This is a genomic window from Albimonas pacifica (assembly GCF_900113695.1).
Lineage (GTDB): Bacteria > Pseudomonadota > Alphaproteobacteria > Rhodobacterales > Rhodobacteraceae > Albimonas > Albimonas pacifica.
The window spans coordinates 138,459-155,682 of record NZ_FOQH01000010.1 but is presented as its reverse complement, the minus strand read 5'-3'; the positions used below and the strand labels follow the sequence as shown (position 1 = coordinate 155,682).

Genomic DNA, 17,224 nt, shown 5'->3' with positions numbered 1-17,224 from the left:
ACCCGAAGGCAGCCGTACGAGGAGCGCCAGCCGATGGACAAGTTCACGAAACTCGAGGGCGTCGCCGCGCCCCTGCCGATCGTCAATGTCGACACCGACATGATCATCCCCAAGCAGTACCTGAAGACCATCAAGCGCACCGGCCTGGGCAAGGGCCTCTTCGACGAGATGCGCTACGACGCCGACGGGAACGAGAACCCCGACTTCGTGCTCAACAAGCCCGCCTACCGCAACGCCCAGATCCTGGTCGCCGGCGAGAACTTCGGCTGCGGCTCCTCGCGCGAACATGCGCCCTGGGCCCTGCTCGACTTCGGCATCCGCTGCGTGATCGCGCCCAGCTTCGCCGACATCTTCTTCAACAACTGCTTCAAGAACGGGATCCTCCCGATCGTGCTGCCGCAGGAAGAGGTCGACAAGCTGATGGACGACGCCCAGCGCGGCGCCAACGCCGTGCTGACCGTCGACCTGGAGAACCAGGTGATCAACGGCCCCGACGGCGGCGAGATCGCCTTCGAGGTCGATCCGTTCCGCAAGCGCTGCCTGCTGGAAGGCCTCGACGACATCGGCCTGACCATGGAGAAGGCGTCGTCCATCGACGCATACGAGACGCGCGCCCGCGCGGCGCAGCCCTGGCTCGCCGCCGGCTGAGGCGCCTCTTCGGGCGCCTGGGAGAGTCGGGCGGGATCTCCTGGCCCCGCCTCTCCCACGGACAGGTGCGCGACGCCGGCCTGCGGGCCGTGCTGGCGGCCGCCATCGCGGCCGTGCCCGCCCTGTTGCTGACCTCCGCCCCCGGCGGGGGCGACTCGCGCACCGCGGGCCTGGTGCTCGCGGCCGCCGCCGGCCTCTACGTGCTGGTCGAGTACGGGGCCCGCACGCCGGCGCTGATCGACTTCCGCTTCGCCCCGCCGATCAACCGCCTGCGCTTCGCGCTGGCGGCGCTGACCCTGCTCGCCACCACCGCCTGCGTCAGCTTCGCCGACGGGCCGGGGCCGCTGGCGGCCACCTTCGCGGGCTTCGGCGCGGCGATGGACTTCCCCTTCAGCCCGGTGCGCATGGCGGCCGACATCTTCACCCGCGCCTCCGCCCCCGCCCCCGACCCGGCGGTGGAATACGCCGCCGCCACCGCCTTCTGCGTGGCGCTGGCCTGCACCCTGGCCTTCGGCGCGGCGATCTGGTTCGGCGCCTGGCCGCGGGCGGGCGAGCGGATGAACCTGCTGGTCAACCTGCCCACCTTCGACGTCGAGCGCGACGACCGCGGCGCCCCGCGGCTGCGCCTGCTGGGCGCGCAGGTGCTGGTCACCGCCGCGGGCACGCTCTTCGCCATGCTGGTGGTCGGCGGCTTCGCGGTGGCGCTGCTGGCGCCGGGGGTCGAGATCTCGCCCCTCGCGCTGGTCTGGTCGGCGACGCTCTGGGCCGCGGCGCCGGGCGCGATGGCGCTGCGGGGCGTGGCGCTCCTGAAGCTCGCGCGCCGCCTGCGCCGCGACGGCGGGCTCGGGCCGGACCGCCGGGGATGAGCCTGCGCGCCGCCCTGCTGACGGCGGCGCTGGCCGCCGCCCCCGCCGCGGCCCCCGCGGCCGAGGACTGGCCGCCCCCGCCCGCGCCCGGCTCGGTCCGGGTGGCGACCTTCAACGCCTCCCTCAGCCGCGCCGGCGCCGGGCTCGCCTGGAAGGCGGTGGCCGAGCGCCAAGACCAGGCGCTCGCCGTCGCGCGCATCCTGCTGACCGTGCGCCCCGACGTGCTGCTGGTGCAGGAGCTCGACCACGATCCCGAGGGCCTGGCCCTCGCCGCGCTCGCCGACCTGCTGGAGGCGGGGGTCGAGGACGGCCCCCCCGGCCTCGCCTACCCGCACCGCTTCTCGGCCCCGCCCAACACCGGCGTGCCCAGCGGGCTCGACCTCGACGGCGACGGCGCGGCGCGGGGGCCGGACGACGCCCAGGGCTGGGGCCGCTTCGCCGGCCAGTACGGGATGGCGGTGCTCTCGCGCCTGCCGCTCGACGTCTCCGCCGCGCGCACCTTCCGCCGCCTGCCCTGGGCGGCGATGCCGGGCGCGCTGCTGCCGGCCGAGGCCTATCCCGCCGGGGCGCCCGCCCGCCTGCGCCTCTCCTCCAAGTCCCACTGGGACCTGCCCGCGATCCTGCCCGACGGCCGCCGCCTGCACCTGCTGGCGAGCCACCCGACCCCGCCGGTCTTCGACGGCCCCGAGGACCGCAACGGCCGGCGCAATCACGACGAGATCCGCTTCTGGGCCGACTATCTCTCGGGCGAGGGCTGGATGGTCGACGACGCCGGCCGCGCCGGCGCGCTGCCCGAGGGCGCCTCGGCGGTGGTGCTGGGCGACCTCAACGCCGACCCGATGGACGGCGACGGCCGGCGCGAGGGGATCGGCGCCCTGCTCGACCACCCGCGCCTGCAGGACCCCCGCCCCCGCAGCCCCGGCGGCGCCGCGGCCGCGCAGGCCCAGGGCGGGGCCAACGCGGGCCAGCGCGGCGACCCCGCGCTCGACACCGCCGACTGGCGGGACGCGCGGGGGCCGGGCAACCTGCGGGTGGATTTCGTGCTGCCGACCCGCGACCTCGAGGTCGCCGGCGCCGGCGTGTTCTGGCCCGCGCCCGAGGATCCGCGCGCGGCCTGGGTCGAGCCCGGCCGCCGCCCCGTCTCCTCCGACCACCGGCTGGTCTGGGTGGACCTGCGCTGAGCCGGGCCCGGGGCGGGGCCCTCAGCCCTTCCGCCCCACCTTCTTCAGCGCCGCCGAGAAGGCCAGGCACGGCTCGTCGTTCGCGGTCAGGATGCCCCGCACGAAGACGATCGAGCGGCCGGCCCGCGTCACCTCGCCCGTCGCCCGCACCACGTCGCCCTCCCGCGCCGAGCCCAGGAACTCGGAGTTGAAGGTCGCCGTCACCGCGCCGGCGGCGTCGCGCAGATGCTCCTGGGCGAAGTGGAACAGCGCGTGGTCGGCGAAGGTCATCAGCACGCCGCCATGCACCATGCCCAGGCCGTTGCGGTGCCGCCGGTCGACCTTGAACGCGCATTCGATCGAGCCGTCGGGATGCCGGCGCGAGTAGAACGGGCCGCAGTGATTGTACTCGAACGTATCGCGCGGCAGGATCTTCCAGCCGGCGAACTCGCCCTCGGTCACGGTCTGAAGCCCCGTGCGCTCCGTCGGCGTCGCCTTCTCGCTCTCGGCCCCGTCCATCCGCGCGTCTCCCTTGGTGTTCTTGTCTGCCAGTCGGCAGGTAGACGCATTCCGCCCCGGATTTCCAGAGGGCGCGTGGGCCCGCCGGCGCGCGGCGGGGCCTCAGGCGCCCGGCCCGCGCTCCGCCGTCTCGGGCTTGCGCCCGCCGGTGGCGAGGTCGCCCAGCGAGCGCGCGACCAGGTTGCGGGCCTTCGGCGCCGGCAGGGCGGCGAAGGGCAGCGGCCGGCAGACCTCGATCGCCGCCACGCCCACGCGGGCGGTCAGGGCGCCGTTCACCAGCCCCTCGCCGAAGCGGCGCGAGAGCTTGGCCAGCACGCCCCCGCCCAGCACCGGGCCCAGCAGGTCGTCCCCCGCGGCGACGGCGCCGGTGGCGACCAGGTGGGCGGCCACCGCGCGGAACAGCCGCCAGGCGCCCAGCGCGCCGCCGCGCCCGCCGTAGATCTCGGCGATGCGGCGGATCATGCGCAGGTTCAGCGACAGCGCCGCCAGCACGTCCGCCGCCGGGATCGGCACCAGCGCCGTGGCGGTGGCGACCTGGCGGGCGGCCTTCTCGGCCACCCTGCGGGCCTCGGCGTCGAGGGGCGTCAGCCACTCCCGCTCGGCCAGCGTCAGCAGGCCCTCGGCGTCGATCATCTCGGCGCGCCGCTCGCGCACCCGCTGGGAGGCCCATTCCAGGTCCCGGCGCGGGGCGTAGAGGCGGGCCAGCCGGTCCACCGCCGCCGCCGCGCGGTCGCGGTCGGCCTCGCGCAGGGCGCGCTCGGCCTCGGTGCGGGCTGCGTCGATGCGGCCCAGCCGGATCAGCGCCCAGGTCTCGCGCCCCAGCAGCATCACCAGCGCGCCCAGCGCCACGATCCCCAGCACGGCGGCGGCGAGGCCGACGGCGGGGTTCGTCTCGATCAGCCCGCGCACCCAGTCGACGGCGGCGACGGTGACGAAGACGCCCAGGAACCCGCCCGCCGAGGCCAGGAACACCCCCAGCGGCCCGGGACCGGAGCCCTTCGCCGCGGCGATCGAGGTCGCGCGGGTCATCGCCTCGCCCTGGGGCGCGTCCCAGGGGGGCGTCTCCTCGGGCGAGGGGGCGGGGGCGGCGAGCGCGGGGTCGTCGTCCTCGATCAGCAGGGGGCCGCGGCGGGGGGGCGTCTCGGTCACAGCTTGTCTCCCAGCAGGAACTGGGCGGCGCGATCGAGCCGCACATGGGGGGGGCCGTCGCCGGGCTTCAGGCTCAGCTTCGGGGGGGAGAAGGTCATGGCGCGGAAGCCGCCCTCCAGCCAGCCGCGCGCGGGATCGTGGCCGCGTTCGGTCCCGTGGCGGGCCGCCTCCAGCACTTCCGAGGGGCTTTCGGGCAGGTCGCCGGGGAAGAGGGCGGCCTCCCGGCCGGTCTCGGCCAGGGTTCCGCGCACGCAGGGCAGCGCCCGGCCGTCGCGCATCACCTCCTGCTCGGTCGTGGCGCGGATCGCCGCGACGGCCATGGCGCGGGTCTTGGCGCCCTTGAAGGCGGCGCGGTCCTCGGCCTCGCGCAGCAGGGCGCGCAGGATCGCGGTCAGGCGGTCGTGCTGGGTGTGGTGGATGTGGTCGGCCTTGGTGGCGGCGAACAGGATCCGGTCGATGCGCCGGCCCAGCAGGGGCGCGAGCCACGACCGCTCGCCCGGCCGGAACGCCTCCAGGATCTTCGGCAGCGCCCGGCGCAGGTCCTCGACGGCGGCCGGGCCGGCGTCGAGGGCCGAGAGCAGGTCCACCAGCACCACCTGCCGGTCGATCTTCGCGAAATGGTCGCGGAAGAACGGGCGCACCACGGCGCGCTTGTAGGCCTCGAACCGTCGGTCGAGTTCGCTGCGCAGGCCCTTGCGCGGCCCCGGCGGCAGGGGCGCGAAGGCCAGCGCGGGCGAGCCCTCCAGCTCTCCCGGCATCAGGAAGCGGCCGGGGGCGAGGCCCGACAGCCCCGCCTCGCGGCAGGCGTCGAGATAGGCGGTGAAGGCGGCGGAGAGGGCGCGGGCGTCCGTCTCCTCGAAGGGCTTCCCGGCGAGGTCGTGGGCGAGGCGCAGCCACTCTCCGGCATGGGGCGCGCGCGCGGGCTCCTCCGCCTCGGCCAGCGCCTTGGCGGACCACTCGGCGTAGGACTGGGACATCAGGGGCAGGTCCAGCAGCCACTCGCCCGGGTAGTCGGTGATGTCGAGGTGCAGGGCGCCGGGGCCGGTGAGGCTTCCCAGCAGGCCGCCAGGCCGGGTGCGGAAGCTGACCCTGAGCGTGGAGACGTTGCGCGTCGAGCTCGGCCAGTGCGGTTCGGGCCCCAGCAGGGCGGCGCGGTGGCCCTCGAAGTCGAAGCGCGGGGTCTCGCGGTCCGGGCCGGGGCGCAGGGCGGCGGCGAGGATCCGCCCCTCGGCCTGCGCCTCGAGATGCAGCATCCGGCCGCGGTCCAGCAGGTTCGCGACCAGCGAGGTGATGAACACCGTCTTGCCGGCCCGCGACAGGCCGGTGACGCCCAGGCGCAGGGTCGGCTCGGTCAGGCCGCTGAGGCCCTCCTGCGCGTCCTCGACCCAGCGGGAGAGATCGTCGGCGATGTCGAAAATGCCCAAGACTGGCGGCCCTTTCCCCTCGTGTCCGGGTCGATATAGGGCGGATCGGCGGATGTCGGGAGGGGGCGGGCGGTCTGCAGGCGCCCTGCGGGCGGGCTTGGCTGCGTCGCGCGGCCGGGGGGCGGGGCGTCGGATCGGCGAAGGTCGGAGCCTCCGGCGGGCTCCTGACTCACCCAAGAACAAGAGCGCCCGCGCCTGTTCTCCGGAGCCGTCCATCGCGTCCGATGCCTGAGCGACTCGGGGGGGCGGTCAAGGACAAGCCCGGCTTCGCCGGGTCGCTTCGCGATCCTTGACCGCTCCCCCCGAGTCGCTCTGATCGGCATCCGCGATGGACGGCTCCGGAGAACAGGCGCTCCCGGCGGCGCGTGGGGCCGGGGGGCGCTTGCGTCGGGCGGGGGCGCGGGGCATGAGGCGGGCATGCCTCGCTACAAGCTCACGGTGGAATACGACGGCGGGCCCTTCGCGGGCTGGCAGCGCCAGGCCGACCAGCCGTCGGTGCAGGAGGCCATCGAGACGGCCCTGCGGCGGCTGGAGCCGGAGGCGCCGGGCATCGGCGGCGCCGGGCGCACCGACGCCGGCGTGCACGCCACCGGGCAGGTCTGCCATTGCGACATGGCGAAGGACTGGGCGCCGTTCCGCCTCGCGGAGGCGGTGAACTGGCACCTCAAGCCCGCGCCGGTGGCGGTGATCGGGGCCGAGCGGGTCGCCGACGACTTCCACGCCCGCTTCGACGCGGTCGAGCGGCGCTACACCTACCGCGTCGCCGTGCGCCGGGCGCCGCTGACGCTGAGCAAGGGGCTCGCCTGGCGGGTTCCCGGGCCTCTGGACCTCGCGGCGATGCGCGAGGCGGCGGGGCGGCTGGTGGGGCGGCACGACTTCACCACCTTCCGCTCCACGCTCTGCCAGGCGAAGTCGCCGGTGAAGACCCTGGACGCGCTGGAGGTCGAGGCGACGGCGGAGGGCGTCGCCTTCCACCTGCGCGCGCGGAGCTTCCTGCACAACCAGGTGCGCAGCCTGGTCGGCACGCTGGAGCGGGTCGGCGCCGGCGCCTGGACGCCCGAGCGCGTGCAGGAGGCGCTCGAGGCCCGCGACCGCGCCGCCTGCGGGCCCGTGGCGCCGCCCGACGGGCTCTACCTGACCCGGGTCATCTATCCCGACGCCTGAGGCCTCGGGGGCGGGCGGACGGGGGTGGGCGGGCGGGCCGTTCGCCCGCCCCCGCCGCGCCGGAGGCGCGCAACGGCAACGCTGCCGGAGGCGCGCATCTGCAACGTTGCCGGAGGCGCGCATCTGCAACGCGGCCGGAGGCGCGCATCTGCAACGCAGCCGGAGGCGCGCAACGGCAACGCTGCCGGAGGCGCGCAGCCCCCGCCGGCGCGCGGGCGGCTCACGCCAGCAGCGGGGCCAGCTTCGGCCAGGCGTCGGCGTCGGCCACCGACTTGTCCCGGCAGAACGGGTTGCAGAAGCCGATCACCCGCCCCTCGATCTCGGCCAGCGAATCCGCCGCGACCGGGCGGCCCGAATAGGGGCAGGCCGCGTTCACCGCCGTCGCCTCCGGCGGGGCGGCCCGGGCGACGCGGGGGGCGGGACCGAATCGCCGGGCCTCCGGCAGATCCATCTCGTACTCCTCGATTCGCCTTTTTTCCGCCACGCCCATCGCCCGCCAGCGCCGGAACGGCCCCCAGGCGTAGAGCGTCTCCTGCAGGCGCGCGGTGACCTCCGACTCCCCCAGTCCGTAGGTCACGAACCGCGTGATCACGGGCGCGAACATCAGGTCCGCCGCGCAGGGCCGCGGGCCGAAAAGCCAGGGCCCCTCGCCGCCGAAGCGCTCCGCCGCCCAGGTCCAGAGCGTCTCGATCCGGGCCACGTCCTCGAGCACCGCGACCGAGGGCTCGAAGCCCGCGTAGCGCCGCTCCAGGTTCATCGGGCAGGCGGCGCGCAGGGCCTGGAAGCCCGCGTGCATCTCCCCGGCCAGCGAGCGGGCGGCGGCGCGGGCCGCGGGCGCCTCCGGCCATAAGCCCGCGTCTGAGAAACGCGTCGCAAGTTCTTCGATGATCGAAAGACTTTCCCACGCCATGGCGCCGTCGTCGAAGCGCAGGACCGGCACCGTCAGGGCCGGAAAATTGTCCTCGCGCAGCCGGGCGAACGCCTCCGAGCCCTTGGGGGCGGCGCGCACCGTGCAGGGCGCGCCGACCAGCTCGATCGCCAGCCAGGCGCGCAGCGACCAGCTCGAATATCTGCGGTCGATGATCGAAAGTTCCATGGAAATCCTCCCCGGGTCCGCGACGGAGCATGCCCCGGCCCGCGCAGGCCGCCAAGCGCGTCGCGCGCCCCTCTGCGCGGGGGCCCCGAAGCGACCGCGGCGCGGGGCGCGATCCGCAGGGCGGAAACCCCGGCGCCGCGATTCTCAGGGACCAAATCCATTCCAGGCCGCAACCAAGTGATCCGTCGCCACAGGGACGCCGTAAACGGGTGACACGACTTGAGAGGTCGAAGGCCGGGCGCGTCGAACAGCCGGCCGATCAACAGGAGATTAAAATGGCACTCGACGGCAGGAACGCGAGCGCACTCACCCAGACCGCGATGAGCGCGGAACTTCTCGACGCCGAAACCGAGCTGGAGCTCGCCCGCCGCTGGCGAGACCATGGCGACGAGGCCGCCCTGCACCGCCTGGTCACCGCCTACATGAGACTGGCCGTTTCGATGGCCGCGAAATACCGCCGCTACGGCGCGCCGATGGCCGACCTGACGCAGGAAGCCGGCGTGGGCCTGATGAAGGCGGCCGAGAAGTTCGATCCCGACCGCGGGGTCCGCTTCTCGACCTACGCCGTGTGGTGGATCAAGGCCTCGATCCAGGACTACGTGATGCGCAACTGGTCGATGGTGCGCACCGGCTCGACCTCGTCCCAGAAGTCGCTGTTCTTCAACATGCGCCGGGTCCGCGCCCGGCTGGAGCGGGAGTCCGAGGCGCTCGGCGACCACATGTCCGGCGACGAGATCCGCCGCCGCATCGCCGAGGACCTGGGCGCCCCCCTGCGGGACGTGGAGATGATGGAGGGCCGGCTGGCCGGCTCCGACTTCTCGCTCAACGCCCAGCAGGCCGGCGACGAGGGGCGCGAGTGGCTCGAGACGCTCGAGGACGACTCGCCGAACCCCGAGGCCACCGTCGGCCGCGAGCATGACCTGCAGGCCGCCCGCGGCTGGATCGCCGACGCGATGACCGCGCTGACGGACCGCGAGCGGATGATCATCGTGGCCCGCAAGATCGAGGACGATCCGGAGACGCTGGAGAGCCTCGGCGGCAAGCTCGGCCTCTCCAAGGAGCGGGTCCGCCAGCTCGAGAGCCAGGCCCTGCGCAAGATGCGCCGCCGGCTCGAGGATACGCTAGGCGACGCGCCCAAGGACCTCGCGTCCACCTTCTGACCCGCGGCGCCTCTCCGGCGGCGCCGCCCCGACTGCCGACGACCGCGGAATGCCGTCCGCGGTCGTCGCGCGTTTTGGGGGGTGGGTTTTCCCTGCGGATCCAGGGACTTCAGCCCTCCAGCCGGGCGGGGTCCAGCAGGGGCATCCGCGGGCCCGGCAGCAGGTCGTAGGGGGCTCGCCAGCCCGGCAGCGCCCGGATCCGGTCCAGCCAGGCGGCCACCGCCGGGTGGCTGCGGGCCCAGTCGAAGCCGTGCTCCTGCGCCGAATGGATGACGTAGCCGCAGGCGGAGACGTCGGCGACCGTCGCCCGCGGCAGGGCGAGGAACGGGCTCGCCGCCAGCCGCGCCTCCAGCACCCCCAGCACGTCGCGCAGCCGCCTGCCCAGGAAGCGCAGGTCGGCGGGATCGGGCGCCTCGACGAAGGCGCGCAGGAAGCGGTAGGGGGCGAGGTTTCCGGTCAGCTTGTGATTGTCCCAGAACAGCCAGCGCAGGATCTCGAAGCGCTCCTCCTCCGTCTGCGGGCCGTAGAGGCCGAAGCGGTCGGCGAGGCGCAGCAGGATCGGCGCGGTCTGGGTCAGCTTGCGGCCGTCCTCCTCCAGCACCGGGATCTCGCCCATCTCGTTGACCGTGGCGCGCCACTCGGGCGTGCGGGTGACGCCGGCGGCGAAGTCGGTCCAGACCGGCTCGAACGACTGGCCGCAGAGGCTGAGCATCAGGGCGAGCTTGTAGCTGTTCCCGGATTCGGGGAAGTGATGGAGACGGTAGACAGGCATCGTCGGCCCTCCAAAGGCCGTCCGGCCCGCTGAAAACGGAACGAACGACTCGCATGACGGAACATTTGTTCTGGAATACGGCCTGCGCGGCCCACCGGTCAAGCCGGGAGCGGGGCGCGTGAGCGCGGAGGCCGATCCGCAGATGGAGGCGGCGCTGCGCGTGATCGGGCGCCGCGGGCTCGAGTCCCTGACCCACCGCGCGGTGGCGGCGGAGGCCGGCGTCTCGCTGGGCGCGGTCACCCACCGGCACCGGCGACGCGACGACCTCGCCGCCGCCGCCATGGCCTACGCGGTGGCGCAGGAGACGGCGCGGGCCGAGGCCTTCGCCCTGCGACTCCAGGCCGAGGCCTTCGACCTGCCCGCCTGGATCGCCGCCGTCGCCGCCCATTACGAGCGCGAGCTGGAGACGAATCGCGACCGCCACGCCGCCTGCTGCGAGGCGCTGCTCGCCGCCGCCCGCGACCCCCGCCACCGGCCCGCGGTGGAGGCCTGGCTTGCGGCCTGGCGCCGCGCGCCGGAGCTCGCCCTGCGCGCCGCGGGCGTGCCCGCGCCGGACCTGCGGGCGGCCGAGCTGGTCGACGCCATGGTCGGCGCCGTGCTGCGCCAGCTCGCGGTTCCGCAAGCGGAATTCGGGCGCGCGCTGAAGCGGATGCTGGCCGCGCTGATCGGGGGCTGGATGCAGGCGGGACGCGGCGGGCGATAGTCCCTCCAGAGACTGTGAAATAAATCCGCGGCGCAATCGTGATTGTGAAACCCCTTCCAATCGATGTTGCGATGCGCCAACTAGCGACGAGACCCTGCGCGCGCCTGCCCGATGGCGGCGCGCGCGCAGCGCTGTTAGGACCGAGCTGACCGGAGGAAAGCGGGATGCGTGCGATGCAGCAGGAAGTTCGGGCCGGCTCGGCCGCCCAGGAATTCGAGTGCCCCGCCTCGGCCTTCGCCGAAACGGTTCTGTCGGTGAAGCACTACACCGACCGGCTGTTCAAGTTCCGCCTGTCGCGCCCGCCGAGCTTCCGCTTCCGCTCGGGCGAGTTCGTGATGATCGGCCTGCCGGGCGAGAAGCCCGTGTGGCGCGCCTATTCCATCGCCTCGCCCTCCTGGGACGAGGAATTGGAATTTTACTCGATCAAGGTGCCGGACGGGCCCCTGACCTCCGAGCTGCAGAAGATCCAGGTCGGCGACACGGTGTGGTTCCGCAAGAAGCCGACCGGGACGCTGGTGCTGGACGCGCTGATCCCGGGCAAGCGGCTGTGGATGTTCTCGACCGGCACCGGCATCGCGCCTTTCGCCAGCGTGATCCGCGACCCCGAGACCTATGAGAAGTTCGAGGACGTGATCCTCCTGCACACCTGCCGCGACGCCGCCGAACTGACCTATGGCCAGGAGCTGGTCGAGGCGACCCGCGGCGACGAGCTGGTGGGCGAGGAAGCCTCGAAGAAGCTGCGCCTGTTCTCCTCGACCACCCGCGAGACGACGGACGTCATGGGCCGCCAGACCGACCTGATGGCCTCGGGCAAGCTGTTCGAGATGCTGGGCGTGCCGCCGATCGACCCCGCGACCGACCGCGGCATGATCTGCGGCTCTATGGCGATGCTCAAGGACACCAAGGCCGCGCTCGAGGGCTATGGCCTGACCGAGGGCGCCAACAACCGCCCCGCCGAATTCGTGGTCGAGCGCGCCTTCGTCGGCTGACGCCTCGGCCCCGTGTGCGAAAGGGCCCTGCGGAGCGATCCGCGGGGCCCTTCCATTTCCAGCCCTCGCCGGTAATGATCCTGGGCGTTCCCGAAAGCCGCGAGACGCCCCGTGTCCGAGATCACCCTGCTGATGCCGCTGCTGGACGAGGGAACGCCGGTCTGGCGCCCGGTCGCGGCGCAGCCGCTGCCCGACGGCGCCTTTCGCATCCTCGGCCCCGCGCCAGAGGGCGAGCGCTGGGCCTTCCCGCCCGGCGCCCGCGTCGCGGCCCGCGCCCACGTCTTCGCGGATGGAACGACCCGCCAGGTGGCCGCTCCCCTGCCCGCCTAGCGGTGTTGCGCGTGGTATTCGTCGTTCGGGCGCATGTCGACGGCGCTGGCCATGCGGTTGGACATGTTGAAGAAGCTCGCCGTCGCCGCGATGTCCCAGATGTCGGCGTCGGAGAAGCCGGCGCCGCGCAGCGCCTCGCGGTCGGCCTCGACGATGCGGTGGGACTCGGTCGTCATCTTCTCGGCGAAGCTCAGCATGGCGACCTGGCGGGGGGCGAGGTCGGCCGCGCGCCAGTTCATCGCCAGCGCTTCGCCCAGCTTCGGATCGCCCGACAGCTGCCGGACCGCCGCGCCATGGGCGGTCAGGCAGTAGAAGCAGCGGTTCACGGCGCTGACCGCCACCGCGATCATCTCCCGCTCCAGCTTCGTCAGGCCCGAGGGCGCCAGCATCAGGTCGTTGTACATGCCCGAGAAGGCGCGCAGCTTCTCGGGCGCGAAGGCGTAGGCGGCCAGCACGTTGGGAACCATGCCCAGCTTCTCCTCGCAGACGGCGAAGTATTTCGCGACGTCCTCGGGGAGCGGGTCGACCGGCGGCAGGTCCAGCGCGGTCGGGCCGGGGGCCTTCGCGGCGGACGTCTTCGCGGCTTTCTTCTTCGGGGCTTTCTTCGCGGCCTTGGCCATCCTCGGGTCCTCCCGTGCGGGGGACCGGGACGGCCCCCGTCATTTTCCCTGACGGTAGTGGTAGCGCGCCACGGTTTCCATGCCCGCGCCTTCGTAGAGCGCTCGGGCCGGGGCGTTCGCCTCGGTCACCGCCAGCGCCACCCAGGCCGCGCCGAGGTCGAGCGCGAAGCGCGCCGCCCCGGCCAGCGCGCCGCGCCCCGCCCCCTGGCGGCGGTGGGAGCTGCGCACCTCGACCGCGTGCAGCATGGCGACGTCGCCGTCGACGGCGACATGGGCCACGCCCGTCACCCGGTCGTCGGAGCGGACCATGATCTGGGTATGCGGCCCCTGGCAGCGGGCCATGACGGCGCGCCGCTCGGGCCCGACGCCGCCGGCGGTCCAGATCTCGTTGAGCAGCGCCAGGCGCACGCCCACGGGGACCGCGCGCACATGCTTGCCGAGTTCCAGCTTCGCCAGCGCCTCCGCCTCGCCGACCATCAGGACGGTGGGGTCGACCACCTCCCAGCCCGCGGCCGCGAGCTTCGCGTCCAGCGCGGCGGCGGAGCCGGGGACCTGCACCAGCGGAACCTCTCCGCGCGCGCGCATCGCGGCGGCCAGCGCCTCGACGTCGTCCGAGCCGGTGGAGACCGCGGCCGAGACCCGCTTGCCCCCGCCCGCCCCGTCGCGCAGCCGCCAGCCGGGCGCCGCCTCGGCGTCGCTCGAGACCGGCGGCCAGGTCGCCTCCAGCGCCTGCATCAGGCGGGTTTCGTCCGGAAAGTTCATGCCCTCGTCCCTCCCATTCCCGCGCCCTGCCCGCGCCCCGGCCCGGTCGGCGCGAGGGTGGGCGGGCGGGGAGCGCCGGCCGGGCCGGGGCGCGGGCAGGGCGCGCGCCCCCCACCGGCTCAGCCGTGCTGCTTGAGCAGCCGCTGCTTGTCGCGGTTCCAGTCCCGCTGCTTCTGCGTCTCGCGCTTGTCGACGGTCTTCTTGCCCTTGGCGATCCCGAGCCGCAGCTTGGCGATGCCGCGGTCGTTGAAATACATCCGCAGGGGCACGATGGTCATGCCGCCGCGCCGGGTCTCGTTCCACAGCCGCGACAGCTCGCGCTTCGAGACCAGCAGCTTGCGCCGCCGGCGCTCCTCGTGGCCGAACTTGTCGGCCTGGCCGTAGGGGGCGATGTAGCTGTTGATCAGCCACAGCTCCCCGTCCTCGACCGAGGCGTAGCTCTCCGCGATGTTGGCCTGCGCGTGGCGCAGCGCCTTCACCTCCGAGCCCTGCAGCACGATCCCGGCCTCGAAGTCCTCCTCGATGGCGTAGTCGAAGCGCGCGCGACGGTTCTCGGCGATCAGCTTCGAGTTGGGATCGGATTTCTGGGCCATGGGCTCCTACCTGGGTCGTCCGGCCCCCCGTTCCAGAGGGGCCGGCTGGTTTTCGGGATCTCAGATCAGGCCGGCATGCTCCATGGCGGCCTTCACCTCGGCGCGGGTGGCCTCGGTGGGGGCGACCATCGGCAGGCGGACCTCCTCCTCGCAGACCCCCAGCAGCGAGAGCGCATACTTGGGGCCGCAGGGGTTCGGTTCGCGGAAGAGGGCGATGTGGAGCGGCATCAGGCGGTCCTGGATCTCCAGCGCCGTGCGGTAGTCGCCGGCCAGCGTCGCCTCCTGGAACTGGGCGCAGAGCTTCGGGGCCACGTTGGCGGTCACCGAGATGCAGCCCACCCCGCCCTGGGCGTTGAAGCCCAGCGCCGTGCCGTCCTCGCCCGAGAGCTGGATGAAGTCCTTGCCGCAGCTCAGCCGCTGCTTCGAGACCCGCGCGAGGTCGCCGGTCGCGTCCTTCACCCCCACGATCCGCGGCAGCTTGGCGAGCTCGCCCATCGTCTCCGGCAGCATGTCCACCACCGAGCGGGGCGGGATGTTGTAGATCACGATCGGCAGGGTGCAGGCGTCGTGGAGCGCCGCGAAATGGGCGATCAGGCCGCGCTGGGAGGGCTTGTTGTAGTAGGGCGTGACCACGAGGACCGCGTCGGCGCCCGCGCTCTGCGCATGCTGGCAGAAGCCCACCGCCTCGGCGGTGTTGTTCGACCCCGCGCCGGCGATCACGGGAACCCGGCCGGCGGCGGTCTCGATCACGATCGAGATGACGCGGCGGTGCTCCTCGTGGGTCAGCGTGGGGGACTCGCCCGTGGTGCCCACCGGGACCAGCCCGTGCGAGCCCTCGGCGATCTGCCACTCGACCAGTTTCTTGAGCGCGGCCTCATCCACCTTGCCGTTCTTGAACGGCGTCACGAGGGCGGTGATGGACCCCTTGAACATGTCGCGCTCCTGTATCGAGTCGTCCCCGCCGCGATGGGTTGAGCGGCGGAATGCATGCGTGGCCCGACAGCCGACTCGCGCGCATCGCGAGCCGGTTCGGGCGGGCCGGGACACTATGCGCGCCGGGGACGCCCGGCAAGCGCGCGCAGGCGGGATTCGGACGCGATTCGCCGGCCGTGGCGCCGGCGCCCGCTCCGCGCCGCTGCGCGGGGGCTGGCGCGCCCTGCGCCGCCGGGGCATGGTCGCCCTGTCCCATCCGTCCGGGAGGTTCCCCATGCGCGCCCTGTCCCTCGCCCTGCCGTTCCTCGCCGCCCTGCCGGGCGCCCCGGCCTCGGCCGCGGACCCCTCCTTCGACTGCGCCAAGGCCGAGCACGAGGTCGAGACGCTGATCTGCGCCGACGAGCGTCTCGCCGCGCTGGACCGGGAGGTGGCGCGGCTCTACGGCCTCGCCCGCAACGGGCCGCACATGGACGAGGGCCGCGCGAAGCAGCTCGCCGCATACCAGCGCGGCTGGATCAAGGGCCGCAACGACTGCTGGAAGGCGGGGCCGGAGGACGCGGCGAAGATCGCCTGCACGGCGGGGGAGTCGATGATCCGCATCCTGGAGCTGCGCCAGGGCTATTTCGACGCCCGCCAGGACGACGACGCCGGCATCTCCGGCGGGCCGATGGCGCTGGACTGCGAGGGCTGGGCGGTGGGCGTCGGCTTCGCCTGGGCCGTGACCGATCCCGGCATGGCCGCGATCCAGTGGATGGACGCGACCGTGGCGCTGGAGCAGGCGATGGCGGCCTCGGGCGTGCGCTATGTGGGAACCTCGTGGGACGGCGACTACGAGCTGTGGACCAAGGGCGACGAGGCGATGCTCACGATCCCGGGGCGCGAGACGATGACCTGCCGGATCGAGGAAATCGGCTGATGGCGATCGCGCTGCGCCTCGCGACCGAGGCCGACCGTCCCGCCCTGACCGAGCTGATGCGCCGGGCGATCGACGCGCTGCAGACCGATTTCCTGACCGCCGAGCAGGTCGCCGCCAGTCACGCGATCATGGGCATGGACCCCGAGCTGATCGCCGACGGCACCTATTTCGTGGCCGAGGAGGACGGGGCGCCGCTGGGCTGCGGCGGCTGGAGCCGGCGGCGGACCCTGTTCGGGGGCGACCACACGGCGGGGCGCGACTCGGGGCTGCTGGACCCCGCGGCCGAGCCCGCGCGGGTGCGGGCGATGTACACCGACCCCGCCGCCGCCCGCCGCGGCGTCGGGCGCCTGATCCTCGCCGCCGCCGAGAGCGCCGCGGCCGCCGAGGGCTTCCGCCGCGGCGAGCTGGTGGCCACGCTCTCCGGTGCGCCCCTCTACCGCGCCTGCGGCTGGGAGGTGATCGAACGCTTCGAGGCCGAGACCCCCGGCGGCGTCCCGGTCCCGGTGATCCGCATGGGCAAGGCCCTCTCCTGACCGCCCGCCCGGCGCACCAGGGGCGCCCCGGGCCCGACCCGGGGCCTCGCCCCGCCCCCGGCGCTGGACCCGCCGCGGGGGGGGAGCGCGCCGCGTCCCGCCCGGCGCCTTCCCACGCGGGGCGTCTTCCGCGGGCGGGAACATTCCGCTAACTTCCGCGCCATGACCCTCGCCCCGCCCCGCCCCGATCCTGCGCCGGCCTCCGGCGCGCTGGCCTTCAAGCTCGCCGGCGCACGGCTGGAGGCGCGGCCCTCGGGCGCGCTGTGGTGGCCGGAGCGGGGGGTGCTGACGGTCTCGGACCTGCACCTGGGCAAGTCGGAGCGCATCGCCCGCCGCGGCGGGACCCTGCTGCCGCCCTACGAGACGCTCGAGACGCTGGACCGGCTGGCGGGGGAGATCGCCGCCACCGGCCCGCGCGCGGTGGTCTGCCTGGGCGACAGTTTCGACGACCTCGAGGCCGCCGCCCTGCCCAGCCCCCAGGCCGAGCGGCTGGCGGCGATGATGGCCGGCCGCCGCTGGATCTGGATCGAGGGCAACCACGATCCCGGCCCCGTGGCGCTGGGGGGCGAGCACCTGGCCGAGCTGCGCGAGGGCCCGCTGGTCTTCCGCCACGCGGCGGCGGAGGCCTGCCCGGAGGCCGGCGAGCTCTCGGGCCATTTCCACCCCAAGGCGCGCACGCGGGGCGGCGCGCGGCGCTGCTTCGTGCTGTCGCCGCCGCGGCTGATCCTGCCGGCCTTCGGGCGCTACACCGGCGGGCTGGACGTGGGCGCGCCGGCCCTGCGGCGGGCGGCGCCGGGGGGGCTCGCGCTGCTCGCGGGGGCGCGGGTGCTGGCGGCGCCGCTGGAGCGGCTGCGCGGCTGACCCTGCGTCCGGCTTGCGGGGCGCCG

General features: G+C 74.1%; 20 protein-coding genes. 11 read left to right on the top strand and 9 right to left on the bottom strand.

Annotated features, from left to right (window positions below; genetic code table 11):
• Positions 1–33 precede the first annotated feature (33 nt).
• The 3 genes from leuD to BM064_RS21050 all read left to right on the top strand — a co-directional run bounded on the left by leuD (position 34) and on the right by BM064_RS21050 (position 2,695).
• On the top strand, positions 34–648 hold the full coding sequence (gene leuD / locus BM064_RS21060; RefSeq protein WP_092863458.1) for a 3-isopropylmalate dehydratase small subunit: 615 nt from the start codon (positions 34–36) through the stop codon (positions 646–648).
• Between the two features lie 65 nt (positions 649–713).
• Complete coding sequence (locus tag BM064_RS21055; RefSeq protein ID WP_092863455.1) at positions 714–1,514, top strand: hypothetical protein; 801 nt, start codon at positions 714–716, stop codon at positions 1,512–1,514.
• On the top strand, positions 1,511–2,695 hold the full coding sequence (locus BM064_RS21050; protein WP_092863452.1) for an endonuclease/exonuclease/phosphatase family protein: 1,185 nt from the start codon (positions 1,511–1,513) through the stop codon (positions 2,693–2,695). Before BM064_RS21055 ends, BM064_RS21050 begins: the two co-directional genes overlap by 4 nt.
• A gap of 21 nt (positions 2,696–2,716) precedes the next feature.
• On the opposite strand, the gene BM064_RS21045 is transcribed toward BM064_RS21050, so the two are convergent.
• The 3 genes from BM064_RS21045 to BM064_RS21035 all read right to left on the bottom strand — a co-directional run bounded on the left by BM064_RS21045 (position 2,717) and on the right by BM064_RS21035 (position 5,766).
• The gene (locus BM064_RS21045; protein WP_092863449.1) at positions 2,717–3,193 is read right to left on the bottom strand and encodes a PaaI family thioesterase; all 477 of its coding nucleotides are present in this window, start codon (positions 3,191–3,193) and stop codon (positions 2,717–2,719) included.
• Between the two features lie 102 nt (positions 3,194–3,295).
• Positions 3,296–4,342, bottom strand: coding sequence for a YcjF family protein (locus BM064_RS21040; protein ID WP_092863446.1), 1,047 nt, complete (start codon positions 4,340–4,342; stop codon positions 3,296–3,298).
• Positions 4,339–5,766 (bottom strand): YcjX family GTP-binding protein, encoded by a 1,428-nt coding sequence (locus BM064_RS21035; RefSeq protein WP_245779238.1) that lies wholly within the window; start codon positions 5,764–5,766, stop codon positions 4,339–4,341. The genes BM064_RS21040 and BM064_RS21035 overlap by 4 nt, the downstream gene beginning before the upstream one ends.
• A gap of 417 nt (positions 5,767–6,183) precedes the next feature.
• Here BM064_RS21035 and truA point away from each other — a divergent pair, with 417 nt between their 5' ends.
• Entirely contained in the window at positions 6,184–6,930 is a 747-nt protein-coding gene (gene truA / locus BM064_RS21030) for a tRNA pseudouridine(38-40) synthase TruA (RefSeq protein ID WP_092863440.1), read from the top strand.
• 220 nt (positions 6,931–7,150) lie between these two features.
• Here the strand turns inward: truA and BM064_RS21025 are convergent, their stop codons facing one another.
• Positions 7,151–8,026: a glutathione S-transferase gene (locus BM064_RS21025; RefSeq protein ID WP_245779237.1), complete on the bottom strand. Its 876-nt coding sequence runs from the start codon at positions 8,024–8,026 to the stop codon at positions 7,151–7,153.
• A gap of 275 nt (positions 8,027–8,301) precedes the next feature.
• Between BM064_RS21025 and BM064_RS21020 the strand changes: the two genes are divergently transcribed.
• Positions 8,302–9,186: an RNA polymerase factor sigma-32 gene (locus BM064_RS21020; protein ID WP_092863435.1), complete on the top strand. Its 885-nt coding sequence runs from the start codon at positions 8,302–8,304 to the stop codon at positions 9,184–9,186.
• A 109-nt stretch (positions 9,187–9,295) separates the two neighbouring features.
• Here BM064_RS21020 and BM064_RS21015 read toward each other — a convergent pair whose 3' ends face one another.
• The gene (locus BM064_RS21015) at positions 9,296–9,958 is read right to left on the bottom strand and encodes a glutathione S-transferase family protein (RefSeq protein ID WP_092863432.1); all 663 of its coding nucleotides are present in this window, start codon (positions 9,956–9,958) and stop codon (positions 9,296–9,298) included.
• Positions 9,959–10,076: 118 nt separating this feature from the next.
• Here BM064_RS21015 and BM064_RS21010 point away from each other — a divergent pair, with 118 nt between their 5' ends.
• The 3 genes from BM064_RS21010 to BM064_RS21000 all read left to right on the top strand — a co-directional run bounded on the left by BM064_RS21010 (position 10,077) and on the right by BM064_RS21000 (position 11,980).
• On the top strand, positions 10,077–10,661 hold the full coding sequence (locus BM064_RS21010; protein ID WP_218161094.1) for a TetR/AcrR family transcriptional regulator: 585 nt from the start codon (positions 10,077–10,079) through the stop codon (positions 10,659–10,661).
• Between the two features lie 173 nt (positions 10,662–10,834).
• A complete protein-coding gene (locus BM064_RS21005; RefSeq protein WP_092863755.1) occupies positions 10,835–11,650 on the top strand; it encodes a ferredoxin--NADP reductase in 816 nt (271 codons plus the stop codon).
• A 111-nt stretch (positions 11,651–11,761) separates the two neighbouring features.
• Entirely contained in the window at positions 11,762–11,980 is a 219-nt protein-coding gene (locus BM064_RS21000; protein WP_092863429.1) for a hypothetical protein, read from the top strand.
• On the opposite strand, the gene BM064_RS20995 is transcribed toward BM064_RS21000, so the two are convergent.
• The 4 genes from BM064_RS20995 to dapA all read right to left on the bottom strand — a co-directional run bounded on the left by BM064_RS20995 (position 11,977) and on the right by dapA (position 14,888).
• The gene (locus BM064_RS20995; RefSeq protein ID WP_092863426.1) at positions 11,977–12,600 is read right to left on the bottom strand and encodes a peroxidase-related enzyme; all 624 of its coding nucleotides are present in this window, start codon (positions 12,598–12,600) and stop codon (positions 11,977–11,979) included. The two genes, BM064_RS21000 and BM064_RS20995, sit on opposite strands and share 4 nt — an antisense overlap.
• A gap of 39 nt (positions 12,601–12,639) precedes the next feature.
• Positions 12,640–13,362, bottom strand: a complete 723-nt coding sequence (locus tag BM064_RS20990) for a GNAT family N-acetyltransferase (protein WP_092863424.1) — start codon at positions 13,360–13,362, stop codon at positions 12,640–12,642.
• A gap of 119 nt (positions 13,363–13,481) precedes the next feature.
• Positions 13,482–13,955 carry an SsrA-binding protein SmpB gene (gene smpB, locus BM064_RS20985; protein WP_092863421.1) on the bottom strand — a complete coding sequence of 158 codons (474 nt, stop codon included), beginning with the start codon at positions 13,953–13,955 and terminating at the stop codon, positions 13,482–13,484.
• Between the two features lie 60 nt (positions 13,956–14,015).
• Positions 14,016–14,888 carry a 4-hydroxy-tetrahydrodipicolinate synthase gene (dapA, locus tag BM064_RS20980; RefSeq protein WP_092863417.1) on the bottom strand — a complete coding sequence of 291 codons (873 nt, stop codon included), beginning with the start codon at positions 14,886–14,888 and terminating at the stop codon, positions 14,016–14,018.
• A gap of 274 nt (positions 14,889–15,162) precedes the next feature.
• Between dapA and BM064_RS20975 the strand changes: the two genes are divergently transcribed.
• The 3 genes from BM064_RS20975 (at position 15,163) to pdeM (ending at position 17,198) form a co-directional block, all read left to right on the top strand.
• Entirely contained in the window at positions 15,163–15,804 is a 642-nt protein-coding gene (locus BM064_RS20975; protein WP_092863414.1) for an MliC family protein, read from the top strand.
• On the top strand, positions 15,804–16,337 hold the full coding sequence (locus BM064_RS20970) for a GNAT family N-acetyltransferase (protein WP_092863411.1): 534 nt from the start codon (positions 15,804–15,806) through the stop codon (positions 16,335–16,337). Before BM064_RS20975 ends, BM064_RS20970 begins: the two co-directional genes overlap by 1 nt.
• 162 nt (positions 16,338–16,499) lie before the next feature.
• The gene (gene pdeM / locus BM064_RS20965; protein WP_092863408.1) at positions 16,500–17,198 is read left to right on the top strand and encodes a ligase-associated DNA damage response endonuclease PdeM; all 699 of its coding nucleotides are present in this window, start codon (positions 16,500–16,502) and stop codon (positions 17,196–17,198) included.
• Positions 17,199–17,224 lie beyond the last annotated feature (26 nt).

Bases quoted from the DNA above. Each gene is read 5' to 3' on its own strand.
- smpB (WP_092863421.1), bottom strand. From the start codon at position 13,955: ATGGCCCAGAAATCCGATCCCAACTCGAAGCTGATCGCCGAGAACCGT.
- leuD (WP_092863458.1), top strand. From the start codon at position 34: ATGGACAAGTTCACGAAACTCGAGGGCGTCGCCGCGCCCCTGCCGATC.
- BM064_RS21020 (WP_092863435.1), top strand. From the start codon at position 8,302: ATGGCACTCGACGGCAGGAACGCGAGCGCACTCACCCAGACCGCGATG.
- BM064_RS21025 (WP_245779237.1), bottom strand. From the start codon at position 8,026: ATGGAACTTTCGATCATCGACCGCAGATATTCGAGCTGGTCGCTGCGC.
- BM064_RS20995 (WP_092863426.1), bottom strand. From the start codon at position 12,600: ATGGCCAAGGCCGCGAAGAAAGCCCCGAAGAAGAAAGCCGCGAAGACG.
- BM064_RS21005 (WP_092863755.1), top strand. From the start codon at position 10,835: ATGCAGCAGGAAGTTCGGGCCGGCTCGGCCGCCCAGGAATTCGAGTGC.
- pdeM (WP_092863408.1), top strand. From the start codon at position 16,500: ATGACCCTCGCCCCGCCCCGCCCCGATCCTGCGCCGGCCTCCGGCGCG.
- BM064_RS21045 (WP_092863449.1), bottom strand. From the start codon at position 3,193: ATGGACGGGGCCGAGAGCGAGAAGGCGACGCCGACGGAGCGCACGGGG.
- BM064_RS20970 (WP_092863411.1), top strand. From the start codon at position 15,804: ATGGCGATCGCGCTGCGCCTCGCGACCGAGGCCGACCGTCCCGCCCTG.
- BM064_RS21015 (WP_092863432.1), bottom strand. From the start codon at position 9,958: ATGCCTGTCTACCGTCTCCATCACTTCCCCGAATCCGGGAACAGCTAC.
- BM064_RS21050 (WP_092863452.1), top strand. From the start codon at position 1,511: ATGAGCCTGCGCGCCGCCCTGCTGACGGCGGCGCTGGCCGCCGCCCCC.
- dapA (WP_092863417.1), bottom strand. From the start codon at position 14,888: ATGTTCAAGGGGTCCATCACCGCCCTCGTGACGCCGTTCAAGAACGGC.
- truA (WP_092863440.1), top strand. From the start codon at position 6,184: ATGCCTCGCTACAAGCTCACGGTGGAATACGACGGCGGGCCCTTCGCG.
- BM064_RS20975 (WP_092863414.1), top strand. From the start codon at position 15,163: ATGCGCGCCCTGTCCCTCGCCCTGCCGTTCCTCGCCGCCCTGCCGGGC.
- BM064_RS20990 (WP_092863424.1), bottom strand. From the start codon at position 13,362: ATGAACTTTCCGGACGAAACCCGCCTGATGCAGGCGCTGGAGGCGACC.